Here is a 17,269-nt window from a genome sequence, read left to right as displayed (position 1 = left end):
GGGACTCCGCCGTGCAGGGGTTCTGCAGGTGTCGAGCCGGTCAGCGGCCGAGGTTCAGGGGGAGCGTGGCGTAGCTGGTCAGGCCCATGACGCCACGGCGCTCGGGTTCGGAGGCCAGCTCGATCTTCGGGAAGGCGTCGAGCAGCGCCGGGAAGAGCGCGGCGGCCTCCATCTTGGCGAGCGTGCCGCCGAAGCAGTAGTGGGCGCCGGCGCTCAGGCTCAGGTGCGGGCCGTCGTCACGGGTCAGGATCAGACGGTGCGGGTCGGGGAACCGGAGCGGGTCACGGTTGGCGGCGGCGAGCAGGGCCAGGACGAGGACGCCCTCGGGGATCTCGGTGTCGCCGACGGTGACCGGCTGGGTGGTGAACCGGCTCGACGCGGTGTTGTGGGTGCTGTAGCGCAGCAGTTCCTCGACGGCCGAGGACGTGATGGTCCTGTCCTCGCGCCAGCGGGTCAGCTCGTCGGGGTGGTCCAGGAGCCCGGCCATCCCGGCCGCGATCAGGTTGGTGGTGGCCGAGAAGCCGGCGGTGAACAGGAACAGGATGAGCGCTATCAGCTCGTCCTCGTCGAGGCGGCCGTCGTCGGACTCCTTCACGAGCCCGGTCAGCAGGTCCTCGCGCGGGTTGGTGCGCCGTGCTTCGATCTCCCCGCGGAAGTACGCGGACAGCTCGTCGGCGGCGGCGTCGGCGGTCGCCAGTACCTCCTCCGGGAACATGCCGGCGAAGACCTGCGACCAGTCGTCGGCCAGCGCCCACAGGCGCTCACCGTCCTCGAAGGGCATGCCGAGCATCTCGCAGATGACCGCCACCGGGAACGGCGTGGCCAGGTGCTCGACGAGGTCGACGGCCTCGCCGCCGGCCGCCCGCTGGGCGAGGCCGTCGATGAGGTTGCGGGTGAGCCGCTCGACGGCGGGCTGCATCGTCTGGATCCTCTTGGGGGTGAAGACGCGGCTCGCCAGCACCCGAACCCGGCCGTGGTCGGGCTGGTTGAGGGTGACCATCGACTTCAGGTAGAGGCGCAGTGAGGAGTGGTCGGCCCAGTCCGGGCGCATCTGGCCGGCGATCCGGGCGCCGCTGTGCACGTCGGGCCGTTTCAGGAACTCGGTGATCTCGGCGTGGCCGGTCAGTGCCCACACCCCGAGGGCCGTGCTGTTGTGGACCCGGTTCACCGACTGGAGCGTCTCGTAGAAGGGGAACGGGTCAATGGGGTGGGGCGGCATGATGAGCCCCATCAGGGCCTCTTCGGCCTGCTGGTGCCTGTCGGTGGCTTCGGTGGTCATGAGGTGGTTCCCCTTTTTCGGTGGTGGTTCCGGTCCGTCGAGGGTCTGCCGCGAGGACCGGGTGTCCGGGACGGGACCAGCGGGGTGTTGCGGAAGTCCGCAACACCCCCTAGGTCCGTGCGTCCAGCTCGTCGTCCAGGACGTCGAACAGTTCGTCTGCCGAGAGCGAGTCCAGATCCGCCTCCTCGCTCCCGGCCGGCCGGTGGGTCTTGAGCCAGTCGGCTGTCAGGGCGCGCAGCCGGTCGGCCACGCGTCCGTAGGCTTCGGCGTCCGGTGTCGCCGATGCCAGAACCTCCTCCAGGTGCGCGAGTTGCGCTTCCAGTGGTGCTCCGGCGGGTTCGGGGCCGTCGGTCAGCCGCGTGCGCAGCGCGTCGGCGACCGCGGTGGGCGTCGGATGGTCGAACACCAGGGTGGCGGGCAGCTTCAGTCCGGTCGCCGCGCGCAGACCGTTGCGCAGTTCCACGGCGGTGAGCGAGTCGAAGCCGAGGTCCTTGAACGCCCGGTCGGGGCGGACCGCGTCGGTGTCGGAGTGGCCGAGCACCGCCGCGACCTGGGTGCGTACGAGGTCCACCAGGAGGCGGTCCCGTTCGTTGTCGTCCGTCTGGGCGGCCAGCCTGCGCCGCAGTTCGACGCCGTCGTCCGCGATCCGGTCGCCCGCGCGGCGGCGCTGGGCACGCACCAGGCCGCGCAGCAGTGCGGGGATCCGGTCGGTGTCCCGGCCCCGCAGGGTGGCCGTGTCCAGGCTGAACGGCGCCGGCGCGGGTTCGTTCGTGCGCAACGCGTCGTCCAGGAGCGCGAGGCCCTCCACCGGTGAAAGGGCGGGCAGGCCCATGCGCCGCATGCGGTGCAGATCGGCCCCGTCCAGCTCTCCGAGTCCGGTCCTGGCCTCCCACAGTCCGAAGGCCAGTGAGGTCGCGGGCAGGCCGGCCCGTCGGCGGTGGTGGGCGAGCGCGTCCAGGAACACGTTGGCCGCGGCGTAGTTGCCCTGGCCGGCCGCCAGCAGGGAGCCGCCGAGCGAGGAGAAGAGCACGAATGCCGTCAGTTCGCGGTCGGCCGTCAGCTCGTGCAGGTTCCACGCGCCGTCCACCTTGGGCCGCAGGACCGTCGACACACGTTCCGGTGTCAGTGCCCGGACCAGGCCGTTGTCCACGACACCGGCCGCGTGCACGACCGCGTCCACCGGATGCCGGGCCAGCACGGCGGCGAGCGCGGTCCGGTCGGCCACGTCGCACGCCTCGATGTCGACCCGCGCTCCGTGGGCCGCCAGTTCGGTGCGCAGTTCCGCCGCGCCGAGCGCGCTCTCGCCGCGGCGGCTGGTCAGGACCAGTCGCCGTACGCCGTGCGTCGTCACCAGGTGCCGGGCGACCAGGGCGCCGAGGCCGCTGGTGCCGCCCGTGATCAGGACCGTCCCCGCCGGGTTCCAGGGGTCCTTCGTCCCGTCGAGCGTCGCGGCGGGAACGCGGGCGAACCTCGGGAGGAGCAGTTCGCCGCCCCTGACCGCGATCTCGGGCTCGTCCACGAGGGGCGGCGGGCCGGCCGCGTCGTCGAGGTCGACCAGGACGAACCGGCCGGGGTTCTCCGCCGCCGCGGCCCGGACCAGGCCCCACACGGGTGCCTGCCCCAGATCGACGTCCGTGCCCCCGGCCGGCACCGCGTACCGGGTGACGACCGCGAGTTTCCTCTCGCCGGTGTTCTCCTCGGTGAGCCAGCCCTGGAGCCGCGCCAGCACGGCGTCGGTGGTCGCGCGGACCGCCTCGGGTGTGTCGCCGTCGGCGCGCGGCACCTCGTACACCACGACGGGCGTCCGTGGTGCGGGGCCGGCGGGGGCCTTGGTCCAGGTCAGGGTGAACAGCGACTCGCGGTGTTCGCCGCCGGCCCGCAACTGCTCGACCGAGACGGTGCGTGCGGCGAGGGTATCGACGGACAGGACGGGCGCTCCGCTCCCGTCGGCGACCAGTACCGTCGAGCCGTCCTCCCCGTCGCCGCGCGCGAGCCGTACGCGCAGTGCCGAGGCACCGGCCCGGTGGAGCGTGACGCCGTTCCAGGAGAAGGGCAGTTCGGGTGCCTCGTCCTCGCCGTCCTCGATCAGGCCGACGTGCATGGCCGCGTCCAGCAGCGCCGGGTGCAGGCCGAACCGGGCCGCGTCCGCCCCCTCCGGGAGCGCGACCTCGGCGAACACCTCGTCGGCGCCGCGCCGCCAGGCGGCCTTCAGCCCCTGGAAGACCGGCCCGTAGTCGTATCCCCGGGCGAGCAGCCGTTCGTAGGCGCCCTCCACCGGGAGCGGCGTCGCGCCCGGCGGTGGCCACTCGGTCAGGTCGCCCGACGGTGTTGCGCCGGACGGGACGATCCCGCCGGTCGCGTTGCGGATCCACATCTCCTCGTCGGAGGACGAGTAGATCTCGACGGTACGCGCCCCGGAGTCGTCCGGGCCACCGACGACCACCCGTACCGCGACGCCGCCTTTCTCCGGGACGACGAGGGGCGCTTCCAGGGTCAGTTCGTCGATGGCCGGGCAGTCCACCTGGTCCGCGGCCTGCAGCGCCAGTTCGACCAGGCCGGTGCCGGGCAGCAGCAGGGTGCCCAGCACGTCGTGGTCGGCGAGCCAGGGGTGGGAGTCGAGGGAGAGCCGTCCGGTGAACACGGCCCCGCCGGTGTCCGGCAGCGCGACCATCGCGGTCAGCAGCGGGTGCTCGACCAGGTCGAGTCCGGCCACAGCCCCGGCCTCCGCGCTCACCCAGTACCGTGCGCGCTGGAAGGGGTAGGTGGGCAGATCGACGCGCCGCGCGCCGCGCCCGGCGAGGACGGCGCTCCAATCGACCTGCACCCCTTCGGCGTACAGGCGTCCGACGCCGGCGAACAGGCTCGCCGTCTCGGGGCGGTCGCGGCGCAGCGTGGCCACCGCGGTCCCCTCGGTGCTCTGCTCCGTCATCGCGGTCAGGACGCCGTCCGGGCCGATCTCCAGGAAGCGCCGCACGCCGTCGTCGTGGAGCCGACGCAGATCGTCGGCGAAGCGGACCGAGTCGCGCACGTGCCCCACCCAGTACGCGGCCGTCGTCATGTCCTTGACCAGGCGGATCCTCGGCTGGTGGTAGGTGACGCTCTCGGCGACCGTGCGGAAGTCCGCCAGCATCGGGTCCATCAGCGGCGAGTGGAAGGCGTGCGAGACGGAGAGTCTGCTGGTCTTGCGGTCGGTGAAGTGGCCGGCGATCGCCGTCACCGCGTCCTCGGTGCCCGAGACGACCACCGAGGTGGGGCTGTTGACGGCGGCGACGCCCGCCTCGGCGGTGAGCCACGGGGTGACCTCCTCCTCCGTGGCCCGGATCGCCAGCATCGCCCCGCCGGGTGGCAGCGCCTGCATCAGCCGGCCCCGTTCCACCACCAGGCGTGTCGCGTCGGCGAGGTCGAAGACCCCTGCCACGTGGGCCGCCGCCAGCTCGCCGATGGAGTGTCCGGCCAGGAAGTCGGGCCTGATCCCCCAGGACTCCACCAGCCGGAAGAGGGCCACCTCCAGGGCGAAGATCGCGGGCTGGGTGAACTCGGTGCGGCGCAGGGCCTCCTCGTCACCCCACATGACGTCCTTGAGCGGGAGCCCCGTCGCCTCGCACACCTCGTCGAACGCCGCCGCGAAGACGGGGAAGACCTCGTGCAACTCCCTGCCCATGCCGAGGCGTTGGCTGCCCTGGCCGGTGAACAGGAACGCCACCTTGCCGTCGCTGCCCGCGCCGGTGACGATCTCCGGGCCCAGCAGCACCGCCCGGTGTTCGAGGTCAGCGCGCCCCGTGGCCGCCGAGAACGCCACGTCGAGCGGGTCGTGGTCCGCTGCGAACGCGGCGATCCGCTCGATCTGGGCGCGCAGTGCCTCGGGGGTCCTGGCCGATACGGCGATGGGTGTGACGGGCAGTTCGCGGCGTTCCGCGGGCTCGTCCTCGGCCGGCGGTGCCGACTCGATGATCACGTGGGCGTTGGTGCCGCTGATCCCGAACGAGGACACACCGGCGCGACGCGGGCGGCCGTCGTCGGGCCACTCCTGTGCCTGCGTCAGGAGCCGGACGTCGCCCGCCTCCCAGTCCACCTGCGGGGTCGGCTCCTGGACGTGCAGGGTCCTGGGCAGTTTCGCGTGCCGCATGCCCTGCACCATCTTGATGATGCCCGCCACACCGGCCGCCGCCTGGGTGTGCCCCAGGTTCGACTTGACCGAGCCGAGCCACAGCGGCCGGCCTTCGGGGCGGTCCTGACCGTACGTGGCGAGCAGGGCCTGGGCCTCGATCGGGTCACCCAGTGTCGTGCCCGTGCCGTGTGCCTCGACGGCGTCGACGTCGGCCGCCGACAGGCCGGCGTTGGCCAGCGCCTGGCGGATGACCCGCTGCTGCGAGGGCCCGTTGGGCGCGGTGATGCCGTTGCTGGCGCCGTCCTGGTTGACGGCACTGCTTCGGACCACCGCCAGCACGGGGTGCCCGAGGCGGCGCGCCTCCGACAGCCGCTCGACCACGAGGACGCCGGCCCCCTCGCCCCAGGAGGTGCCGTCGGTGGTGGACGAGAAGGACTTGGAGCGGCCGTCGGCGGACAGGCCGCGCTGCTCACTGAAGTCGATGAACGTCTGCGGGGTCGCCATGACGGTCACACCGCCGACCAGGGCGAGGGAGCACTCCCCCGACCGCAGCGCCTGCGCCGCCCAGTGCAGGGCCACCAGCGACGACGAGCAGGCCGTGTCCACGGTCACCGCGGGCCCTTCCAGGCCGAGGGTGTAGGCGACGCGACCGGTGACGAGGCTGCCGCCGCCGGTGCCGCCGGCGTAGTCGTAGTACATGACACCCGCGAACACCCCGGTGGGGCTGCCCTTCAGCGTGGTGGGGTCGATGCCGCCCCGCTCCAGCGCCTCCCAGGACACTTCCAGGAGCAGGCGTTGCTGGGGGTCCATGTCGCGGGCCTCGCGCGGGCTGATGCCGAAGAAGTCCGGGTCGAACCCGGCGGCGTCGTGCAGGAAGCCGCCCTCACGCACATAGGTCCTGCCGGGCTTGCCCGGTTCGGGGTCGTAGATGCCGTCGACGTCCCAGCCGCGGTCGTCCGGGAACTCCGATATCGCGTCGACGCCCTCGTCGACCAGCCGCCAGAGCCCTTCGGGCGAGTCCACGCCGCCCGGGAAACGGCAGGCCATGGCGACGATGGCGATCGGCTCGTCGTCCACGGCGGTCCCGGTGGAGGTGACGGATGTGTCCGGCACGGCCCCGGACAGCTCGTCGAGGAGGTGCTGTGCCAGGTCGACGGGGGTCGGGTAGTCGAAGACGAGGGTGGCGGGCAGTCGCAGTCCGGTGACGGAGCTCAGCAGGTTGCGCAGTTCGATGGCGGTGAGAGAGTCGAACCCGAGGTCGCGGAACGTCCGGTCGGGGTCGACGGCGTCGGCGCCGGCGTGGCGCAGGACGGCGGCGCCCTGGGAGCGGACGATGCCGGTGAGTTCGGCGATCCGCTCCTCGTCGGTGAGTTCGGCCAGCCGCCGCAGCAGGAGGTCGGCCGCGGGCGCGCCGTCGGCCAGGACGCGGCGCGGCCGGCCGCGGACGATGCCGCGCAGGAGCGGCGGGGGCGTGTCGAAGGCCGCCGGGTCGAACCGGACGGGCACCAGTGCGGGTTCGGCCATGACGGTGGCGGCGTCGAACAGCGCGAGGCCCTCCGCCGGCGACAGGGCGGTCATGCCGCCCTGGTCGAGGCCGTCCGCCATGCCTTCTCCGGCCCACGGGCCCCAGGCCAGTGACAGCGCGGGGAGTCCTTCGGCGTGCCGGTGGCGCGCGAGCGTGTCGAGGAAGGCGTTGCCCGCGCCGTAGTTGCCCTGGCCCGGTGAACCGAGGACGCCGGCGACGGACGAGAAGAGGACGAACGCGGTCAGGTCCAGGTCGCGGGTGAGTTCGTGGAGGTGCCACGCCGCGTCCGCCTTGGGGCTCAGGACCCGGTCGACGCGCTCGGGGGTCAGCGAGGGGATCACACCGTCGTCGAGTACACCGGCCGCGTGTACGACCCCGCCGACGGCCCGTCCTTCGAGCAGTGCGGCCAGGGCGTCGCGGTCCGCCGCGTCGCAGGCGGCCACCTCGGCCTCGGCACCCGCCGCGGCGAGTTCCGCGACGAGTTCGGCGGCTCCGGGGGCTTCGGGACCCCGGCGGCCGACGAGCAGCAGTCGCCGCACTCCGTGCCGGGTGACGAGGTGGCGGGCGACGGCGGCGCCGAGAGCGCCGGTTCCACCGGTGATCAGGACGGTGCGTCCGGTGTCCCAGCCGGTGGTGTCGCGGCCCGTGGGGTCCTCGCCGGAGACGTCCTCGCCGGAGACGTCCCTGCCGAGGGGCGCGCGGGCCAACCGCGGTACCAGTGTCTCGCCGGCCCGCACGCGCAGTTCGGGCTCGCCGTACCCGACGAGGACGGACGGTTCGACGGGCGCGTCGGTGTCCACCAGGACGAAACGGCCGGGGTTCTCCGCCTCGGCGGCCCGTACGAGACCCCGGGCGGCCGCGTGGCCGAGGTCGGAGGCGTCGGTGACGACGACAAGGACGGCGTCGCCGTCGAGCGCGTGCTGTACGGCCTCCAGTACGGCGGCGGTCACCGCGTGTACCGCGGGGAGTGTGTCGCCGGACGTCGGCGGGCAGTGGTGGACGGCCACTTCCAGGGCGTCGTCCGAGGTGTGTGCGGCTGTGGCCGGGACCCAGTCCACACGGAACAGGGCGTCCGCGACCCGGGCGTGGGCCGTCGCCACATCGTCGGCGGTGAAGGGACGCAGCGCCACCGACCCGACCGACGCGACGGGGCGTCCGGTGACGTCGGTCAGCTCCAGCGCCACCGACCCGTCGCCGCGGATGTTCAGTCGGACCCGCGCGGTCGTGGCGCCCTCGGCGTGCAGGGTGACGTCCGACCACGCGAACGGCAGCAGCGAGGCGTCCTGGTCCAGCAGGTCGAGCGCGTGCAGTGCCGAGTCGAGCAGGGCCGGGTGGAGACCGAACCGTCCGGCGTCGACGCCCTCCGGGAGAGCGACCTCGGCGAAGACGTCGTCACCGTGTCGCCACGCGGAGCGCAGTCCGTGGAACGCCGGACCGTATTCCAGCCGCTCGTAGAGCCCTTCGGCCGCGAGCGGCTCGGCGTCGCGCGGTGGCCACACGGCCGGTCCCGTGGGCGGTACGCCGGTGTCCGGGACCAGGGTGCCTTCGGCGTGCTGGACCCATTCACGGTCGAGCGGGGCGTCGTCGGCACGGGAGTACACGCGCACCGGGCGGCGTCCCGAGGCGTCGGGTGCCTCGACGGCGACCTGGATGTGGACGCCGCCGTGTTCGGGCAGGATCAGTGGCACGCCCAGGGCGAGGTCCTCGATCCGGCGGCATCCCACCTGGTCACCGGCTCGTACGGCGAGGTCCACGTACGCGGTGCCGGGCAGCAGGACGGAGCCGGCCACGGTGTGGTCGGCCAGCCAGGGGTGGGCTCCGGTGGACAGCCGTCCGGTGAACACCACGCCGTCGGTACCGGGCAGTTGCACCATCGCGCCGAGCAGCGGGTGGTCGGGCCGGCCCAGACCGGCGGACGTGACGTCCCCGCCGAGGCCACGCTTGTCGAGCCAGTAGCGGGCGCGCTGGAAGGGGTAGGTGGGCAGGTCGGTGCGTCGGGCACCGCGTCCGTCGAACACGGCTGTCCAGTCGACGCGCAGGCCCGAGGTGTGCAGGCGGCCCAGTGCGCTGAGGGCGGCGACCGGCTCGGGCTCGCGGCGGCGCAGGGCCGGGACGAGTACAGCGGTCTCGGCGGTGCCGGTGAGGCAGGGGCGGGCCATGGCGGTCAGGACGCCGTCGGGCCCCAGCTCCAGGTAACGGGTGACTCCTTCGGCCTCCAGCCGGGTCACCGCGTCGGCGAACCGCACCGCCTCCCGCACGTGCCGCACCCAGTGGTCCGGGTCGGTCACCTCGCCCGTGGTGACGACCGGCACCCGCGGCTCGGCGTAGGTCACGCTCCGCGCGACCCGGCGGAAGTCCTCCAGCATCGGGTCCATCAGCGGTGAGTGGAACGCGTGGGACACCTTCAGCTTGTTCGTCCTGCGCTCGCCCAGCCGCCGTACGGCGGCGCTGACGGCGTCCTCGGTGCCGGAGAGCACCACGGAGGTCGGGCCGTTGACCGCGGCGAGGCCGACCCCCTCCCCGAGCAGCGGGACGATCTCCTCCTCGGTGGCCTCGACGGCCACCATCGCACCGCCGGGCGGCAGTGCTCCCATCAGCCGGCCCCTTGCCGTGACGAGTGCGGCGGCGTCCGGCAGCGAGAAGACTCCGGCGACGTGCGCGGCGGCCAGCTCACCGATCGAGTGACCGGCCACGTAGTCGGGGCGCACACCCCAGGACTCGTACAGCCGGAACAGCGCCACCTGTACGGCGAAGATCGCCGGTTGCGTGAACTCCGTACGGCCGAGGGCCTCTTCGTCGCCCCACATCACCTCACGCACGGCGGGGTCGAGCTCCGCGCACACCTCGTCGAAAGCGTGCGCGAACACCGGGAACGCGTCGTGCAGTTCACGGCCCATCCCGAGTCGTTGGCTGCCCTGCCCGGTGAAGAGGAACGCCGTCAGCCCGGTCGGCCGCGCGGCGGCGTCCAAGGGGGTGTCCCGGGCCAGCGCGTCCAGTCCGTCGAGGATCTCCGTACGGTCGCGGCCGACGACGACGGCCCGGCGGCCCAGTCCTGCGCGGCCGGCGGCCAGGGTGAAGCCCACGTCCACGGGGTCCGAACCGGGGTCGGTCCTCAGGTGTTCGGCGAGTTGCCTGGCCTGGGCGCGCAGGGCGGGTTCGGTCCTGGCGGAGAGCGGCAGCGGCACGGGCGCGCCGGAGGAGGGGCGGGGCGCGGCGGGCTCGGGCGCGGAATCCCCCTGTTCGATGATCACGTGGGCGTTGGTGCCGCTGACGCCGAACGAGGAGACGGCGGCGCGGCGCGGACGGCCGGTGTCGGGCCAGGTCCGGGCCTCGGTGAGGAGGCGGACCCTGCCTGCTTCCCAGTCCACCTGCGGCGACGCCTCGTCGACGTGCAGTGTCCTCGGCAGCGTGCCGTGCCGGATGGCCTCGACCATCTTGATGATGCCGGCGACTCCGGCGGCGGCCTGGGCGTGACCGATGTTCGACTTGATCGACCCCAGCCACAGTGGCTGCGCGCGGTCCTGGCCGTACGTGGCCAGCAGTGCCTGCGCCTCGATGGGGTCGCCGAGCGAGGTGCCGGTGCCGTGGCCCTCCATGGCGTCGATGTCGGCGGGCGTCAGTCCGGCCGCGGTGAGCGCCTGCTGGATCACACGGCGCTGGGAGGGGCCGTTGGGGGCGCTGAAGCCGTTGGACGCCCCGTCCTGGTTGACCGCGGTGCCGCGTACGACGGCCAGTACGGGGTGTCCGTTGCGGCGGGCGTCGGACAGTTTCTCCAGCAGCAGGACGCCCGCGCCCTCGCCCCAGCCGGTGCCGTCGGCGGAGGCGGCGAAGGAGCGGCAGCGGCCGTCGGGCGAGAGTCCGCGCTGTTCGCTGAACTCGATGAACGTCTCGGGTGTGGCCATGACGCTGACTCCGCCGGCCAGCGCGAGGGTGCACTCCCCCGACCGCAGGGACTGTGACGCCCACTGGAGTGCCACGAGCGACGAGGAGCAGGCCGTGTCGACGGTGACCGCCGGGCCTTCCAGGCCGAGGGTGTAGGCGACGCGGCCGGAGACCAGGCTGCCGTCGCTGCTGGTGATGCCGTAGTCGTGGTACATCGCGCCGGCGAACACACCGGTGCGGCTGCCGCGCAGCGACAGCGGGTCCAGGCCGGCGCGCTCCATCGCCTCCCAGGTGATCTCCAGCAGAAGCCGCTGCTGGGGGTCCATGGTGAGCGCCTCGCGCGGGCTGACACCGAAGAACTCGGGGTCGAACAGGGCGGCTTCGCGCAGGAATCCGCCGTGCCGGACGTAGCTCTTGCCGGGCTTCCCGGGTTCCGGGTCGTACAGGGCGCTCAGGTCCCAGCCCCGGTCGTCGGGGAAGGGGCCGATGGCGTCACGGCCCTCGTCGACCAGCGCCCACAGTTCTTCCGGGGTTCCGACTCCGCCGGGAAAGCGGCAGGCCATGGAGACGATCGCGATGGGCTCGGCGGCCTCGTCCGCGACGGCGCGCAGGTTGTCGTTGTCCTGCCGCAGCCGCTCGTTCTCGACGAGCGAACCGCGGAGCGCCTCTACGATCTCCTCGACGTTGGCATCCATCGCCGTCTCAGCCCCCGCTCACGGTGGTGGTGCGCGGGCCGGCCGCGTGGACCGATTCGATGAACGTGCCGAGCAGTTCGTAGAACCGTTCCGGTTCCTCGAAGTGCGGGTTGTGGCTGGACTCCTCAAGGATCTCCCAGCGGGCGTTCGGGATGAGTTCCTCGAAGGGGCGCACGGTGGTCGGGGTGGCCTCGTCGTGGCGGCCCGACAGGACGAGGGTGGGTACCTCGATGTCGGGCAGGCAGTCGATCACCGACCAGTCGCGCAGGCTGCCGATGACGTGGAACTCGTTGGGGCCGTTCATCGTGTGGTAGACCGTGGGGTCGGAGACGGCCTCGATGTACGAGGCCATGATGTCGCCCGGCCACGGATCGACACGGCAGACGTGCCTGCCGTAGAAGACCATCATCGCCTCGATGTACTCGTCGCTGTCGGTGGTGCCGGCGGCCTCGTGCCGTCGCAGTGTCTCGTCCACGCCCGGCGGCAGCTGGGAGCGCAGCACGTCCATCTCGGAGAGCCACAGCTTGTACGAGGCCGGAGAGTTGGCGATGACCAGTCCGCGCAGTCCGGCGGGGCGGCCCGAGGCGTACCAGGCGGACAGCATGCCGCCCCACGACTGCCCGAACAGGATGTAGTCGTCGGCGATGCCGAGCCGGGTCACCAGGTTCTCCAGCTCGTCCCGGAACAGCTGGGGCGTCCAGAAGCCGGGGTCGGCGTCCGGCAGGTGGGTGGAGCCGCCGTTGCCGATCTGGTCGTAGTGCACCACGGGCCAGCCCTGTTCGGCGAAGGCGGACAGGCCCAGCAGGTAGTCGTGGGTGGAGCCGGGGCCCCCGTGCACGACGACGAGCGCGGGGCGGCCCGATCCCGGCCGGCCGGTTATGCGGTACCAGGTCTTGTACTCCCGGAAGGGAACGGTCCCCTTGGCCGTGGGCGTGGACGCCATCATTCTCAACCACCTGTGTTCGGGTCGTTCTCGCCTGTGGTGCCGCGTCCCCCGCACGCGGCGTGCATTTCTCCCGGGGGTACGCCGGTGCCGCCCGGGGCTCAGCCGGGCGTCACCAGCCACTCCTCGATGGCCCGGGCGGTCCGCGGAGCGTGTTCCTGCCCGAGCGTGAAGTGGTGTCCTTCCACGGTGCGCAGGGTGTGCTCGGGATCCCACGGCCGGGCCAGCATCCGCGCCGGGTCGACTCCCTCGGGTGGTTCGACGAACGGCTCCGACGCCTGTACGAACAGGGTCGGTACGGTCAGCCGTACGGGTTCGAAGCCTTCGAGCACCTTGAAGTAGTGCGGCATCGCCGACAGCCGTGAGGCGTCGTAGCGGCCGAAGGCGGACTCCATCTCCAGCACCTCGCCCATGAGGCGGCCGAATCCGACGTCCATCGCCGTGTCCTCGACACGGAAGGTGTCGATGAGGACCAGCGCGGCCGGCGGGACGCCGACCGTCTGCTCCAGGTGCTGGGCGAGGACGTGAGCGATGAGGCCGCCGGAGGAGTAGCCGAGGAGAGCGAAGGGCTCGCCCTGCGCGGCCTCCAGTACGGCCTCACCCAGTACGCGGGTCAGCGCCTCGGTGGAGTCGGGAAGCGCCTCGCCGCGCTGGAAGCCGGGCAGCGGCAGCGCCGACACATGCCGGATGTCCCTGAACTCGGCTCCCAGTCGGGCGTGCTGGTGCACACCGCCGCCCGCCATGGGCGTGGCCAGGCAGATCAGCCGGGGGCGTTGCGGGCCGTCGGCCAGTTGCACCGTCCTGGGGACACGGCCGAGGTCTGCGGACGAGCTGAACCGGGGTCGCAGCGCCGCGACCGCCGACAGCAGTGTCAGTGCTCCCTCGCTGTCGTCGGCCCGGACCGCCCGCCGGAACAGTTCGGTGACGGTCTCGTCCTCGTCCGAGGAGGGCGCGGTGGAGGTGTCGGCGGCGAGGGCGGGCCCCGACACCAGTTCCTCCGTGACGACCCGGACCAGACCGGCCGGATTCTTGTTGTCGAACACGGCCATCGTGGGCAGCTTCAGTCCGGTGGCGGCGTTCAGCGCGGTACGCAGCTCCATCGCGGAGAGCGAGTCGAACCCGGACTCCAGGAAATCGCGGTCGGGATCCACCGCCTCGGCGGTGTCGTGTCCGAGCACGGCGGCGGCGATGCCCAGCACAAGGTCGCGCAACTCGTCCTCCCACCGGTCGGCCGGCAGGGTCGCCAGCCGACGCCGCAGCGCCTCGGGGTCCGCGGTGGCCGTGCCGGCCCCCGCCGCACCGCGCCGCGTGAGCGGGGCCAGGCCGCGCAGCACGGGGGAAACGTCGCCGGTCCCGCCGCGCAGCACCCGCAGGTCCAGTCCCATCGGCACCAGCACCGGCTCGGGACGAGCTGTCGCGGTGTCGAACAGGGCGAGGCCGTCGGCCGGGGCCAGTGCGGGGGTGCCCTGGCGACGCATGCGGCGGAGGTCGACCTCGCTGAGGCCGCCCCCCATTCCGCCGCCGTCCCACAGCCCCCAGGCCAGGGACTGCGCGGGCAGCCCCTCCGTTCGGCGCAGCTCGGCGAGGGCGTCGAGGAAGGTGTTGGCGGCGGCGTAGTTGCCCTGGCCGGGCGCACCGAGGACGCCCGCCGCCGACGAGAACAGCACGAACGCGCCGAGGTCCTGGTCGCGGGTGAGGTCGTGCAGGTTGAGCGCCCCGTCCACCTTGGGACGCAGCACCTGGTCGAAGCCGTGCGGCGTCAGGTTGGCGATCATGCCGTCGGCCAGCACGCCGGCCGTGTGCACGACCGCGCCGAGCCGCCGGTCCGTCAGCAGCGCCCTCAGGGCGTCCCGGTCCGCCACGTCACAGGCCGCGATCTCGACCGTCGCACCGAGGCCGGTCAGCTCCTGATGGAACTCGGCCGCGCCCGGCGCGTCCATGCCGCGGCGGCTGGTCAGCAGCAGGTCGCGGACGCCGTGTTCGACGATCAGGTGCCGGGCGACGAGCGCCCCGAGGCCTCCGGTGCCACCGGTGATCAGTACGGTGCCGTCCCCGGCCCACGGGGACCGGCCCGTCTCGGGGGCCGCCGGGGTGCGGGCGAGACGCGGCACCATGAGGTCGCCGTCCACAACACGCAGTTCGGGCTCGCCGGAGGCGACGGCGCGGGCGATCGCCCGCGGGTCGTCGCTGTCGGTCTCCAGCAGCGCGAAGCGCTCGGGGTCCTCGGACCGGGCGGCGCGCACCAGGCCCCACGCCGCGGCGTGGGCGAGGTCGTCGCGACGGGTGACCACCATGAGTCTGCGGTCGGCGAACCGTTCGTCCGCGAGCCAGGCCTGGAGGGCTCCGAGCGTGTGGCCGGTGACCGTTCTGACGTCGGCGGCGATGTCACCCGTACCGGCGGGAAGGGTCAGCGCGACCGTCGCGGGGACCTGGCCGGAGAGCTCCGACAGTCCGGTCACCGTCACGCAGTGCCCGTCGCCGGTGGCAGCACCGGCGGGCGTCCAGGCGATGTGGAAGAGCGAGTCGCCGGGAGCCGTGCGGGTGGGTGCGAGCTGCTCGGCCGACACCTCCCTGGTGACCAGCGACTCCACGGACGCGACAGGACGGCCCTGCGCGTCGAAGGCGTGGATCTGCAGCTCGCCCTTCCCCTTGCGGACCAGCCGGACCTGCGCGGCCGTGGCGCCGGACGCGTGCACCCGGACGCCCTTCCAGGCGAACGGCAGGGCCGCGGTGTCGTCGTCGCCCGAGCCGAGCATGAGTGCGTGCAGCGCGGAGTCGAGCAGCGCCGGATGCAGGACGAAGGGCTCTGTTCCGGTCTCCTCCGCGAGCGTCACCTCGGCGAACGTCTCGTCGCCTGCCCGCCAGGCCGCCTTGAGTCCCTGGAACACGGGGCCGTAGGTGAATCCGAAGTCCTGGAGGCGTTCGTACGCGCCGTCCACGGTGAGTCTCGTCGCCTCGGGCGGCGGCCACTGTGTCAGGTCGGGGACGGCCGGGGCGGCAGCCGCCTCGGGTGACAGCATGCCCTCGGCGTGCAGGGTCCAGGCCGTCTCCTCGTCGGCGGACTCGGCGCGCGAGTGCACGGTGAGGGGGCGCCCGCCCCCGTCGGCAGGTCCGTCCGCCGTCAGCCGCAGCCGTACGCCACCTGTCTCGGGCAGGACCAACGGCGCGTGGAGCGTCAGCTCGTCCAGGACACCGCAACCGAGCTGGTCGCCGACGCGCACGGCCAGTTCGACGAATGCCGTGCCGGGCAGCAGCGTCGCGCCGAAGACCGCGTGGTCGGCCAGCCATGGCTGGATGTCCGTCGACAGGCGTCCCGTGAACACCACCGTCTCCGAGCCCGGCACCGCGATCTCGGCGCTGAGCAGGGGGTGTTCGAGCGGGGTGAGTCCCATGGAGGCCGCGTTGCCACCGGTTCCCGCCGCCGCTCCCGACAGCCAGTAGCGCTTGCGCTGGAAGGGGTAGGTGGGCAGGTCGACGCGGTGGGCTCCGCGGCCGGCGAAGACCGCGGCCCAGTCGGGAGAAGCACCGCTGACATGCAGCTGGCCCACGGCCGACAGCAGCGTGACCGCCTCGGGACGGTCACGACGCAGTGTGGCCGTGGCCACCACCGCATCATCGACACTCTGCCGCACCATCGCGGTCAGGACGGCATCCGGTCCGATCTCCAGGAACCGGCTCACACCCTCTTCACGCAACCGGCCCACATCATCGGCGAACCGCACCGCCTCACGCACATGCCGCACCCAGAACTCAGCCGACCCCACATCCTTCACCAGCCGAATCCGCGCCTCACCAAACGACACCGACTCCACAACCCGCCGAAACTCCGCCAGCATCGGCTCCATCAACGGCGAATGAAACGCATGCGACACCTTCAAACGAGACGACTTACGCTCCCCGAACCGCCCCACCACCGCCGCCACCACAGCAGACACCGCAGCCTCAACACCCGAAACCACCACCGACGAAGGCGTGTTGACCGCAGCGATCCCCACCTCGTCCGTCAGATACGGAGCAACCTCCTCCTCCGTCGCCTGCAGGGCCACCATCGCCCCACCCGCCGGCAACGCCTGCATCAGCCGGCCCCGCGCCACGATCAGCCGCGCCGCATCACCCAGACTCAGAACACCCGCGACATGCGCCGCCGCCACCTCACCGATCGAATGACCCACCAAGAAGTCCGGGGTCACCCCCCACGACGCCACCAGGCGGAACAGCGCAACCTCAACAGCGAAAACCGCCGGCTGCGTGAACTCCGTACGATCCAGGGCCTCCCCCTCACCCCAGACCACGTCCTTCAACGGCAGCCCCACCGCCGCACACACCTCGTCAAAGGCATCCGCGAACACCGGAAACACCTCATACAACTCCCGCCCCATCCCCAGCCGCTGACTCCCCTGCCCAGTGAACACAAACGCCAACTTGCCCTCACGGCGCTTGCCGATGGAGAGGAAGGGCGAGGTCTGTCCTCCGGCCAGCGCGGTGAGGCCCGTGACCAGGTCCGGACCGTCCTCCGCCACGATCACCGCGCGGTGTTCGAGCAGTGCACGTCCCGTCGCCAACGACAGACCCACGTTCGCTGACGTAAGGTCCGGCCGCTCACTCAGGTGGGACAACAGCCGTTCGGCCTGCTCACGCAGCGCCTCCGGATCGCCGGCCGACAGGATCCACGGAACGGGGCCCGTGACCGTCGAGGCGGGCGGCACTTCCTCAGCGGCGTGCTGCGGCTCGTCGGGGGTGGCAGGTGCTTCTTCGATGATGACGTGGGCGTTGGTGCCGCTGATCCCGAACGACGACACCGCCGCACGACGCGGACGACCCTCAGCCGGCCACTCAC

General features: G+C 72.6%; 3 protein-coding genes and 1 pseudogene. All 4 read right to left on the bottom strand.

The genetic code is table 11. The annotated features are described in order from the left end of the window. Positions 1 to 40: 40 nt before the first annotated feature. Positions 41 to 1,279: a cytochrome P450 gene (locus tag ACFVH5_RS39560; protein ID WP_385838533.1), complete on the bottom strand. Its 1,239-nt coding sequence runs from the start codon at positions 1,277 to 1,279 to the stop codon at positions 41 to 43. Positions 1,280 to 1,388: 109 nt separating this feature from the next. Beyond that, a pseudogene (locus ACFVH5_RS39555) lies at positions 1,389 to 11,399 on the bottom strand (SDR family NAD(P)-dependent oxidoreductase); the annotation flags it as partial. A gap of 97 nt (positions 11,400 to 11,496) precedes the next feature. Beyond that, a complete protein-coding gene (locus ACFVH5_RS39550) occupies positions 11,497 to 12,432 on the bottom strand; it encodes a proline iminopeptidase-family hydrolase (protein WP_385838534.1) in 936 nt (311 codons plus the stop codon). 101 nt (positions 12,433 to 12,533) lie between these two features. Beyond that, on the bottom strand, positions 12,534 to 17,269 hold a 4,736-nt coding region (locus ACFVH5_RS39545; protein WP_385838532.1), incomplete at its 5' end, for an SDR family NAD(P)-dependent oxidoreductase.

The organism is Streptomyces sp. NPDC127119, assembly GCF_042677425.1.
Classification (GTDB): domain Bacteria; phylum Actinomycetota; class Actinomycetes; order Streptomycetales; family Streptomycetaceae; genus Streptomyces.
Note: the sequence above shows the minus strand (reverse complement) of the source record. Positions and strands in the feature narration are given on the sequence as shown.

Excerpts from the sequence above, each read along its gene's own strand:
- ACFVH5_RS39560 (WP_385838533.1), bottom strand. The coding sequence starts at position 1,279 with ATGACCACCGAAGCCACCGACAGGCACCAGCAGGCCGAAGAGGCCCTG.
- ACFVH5_RS39550 (WP_385838534.1), bottom strand. The coding sequence starts at position 12,432 with ATGGCGTCCACGCCCACGGCCAAGGGGACCGTTCCCTTCCGGGAGTAC.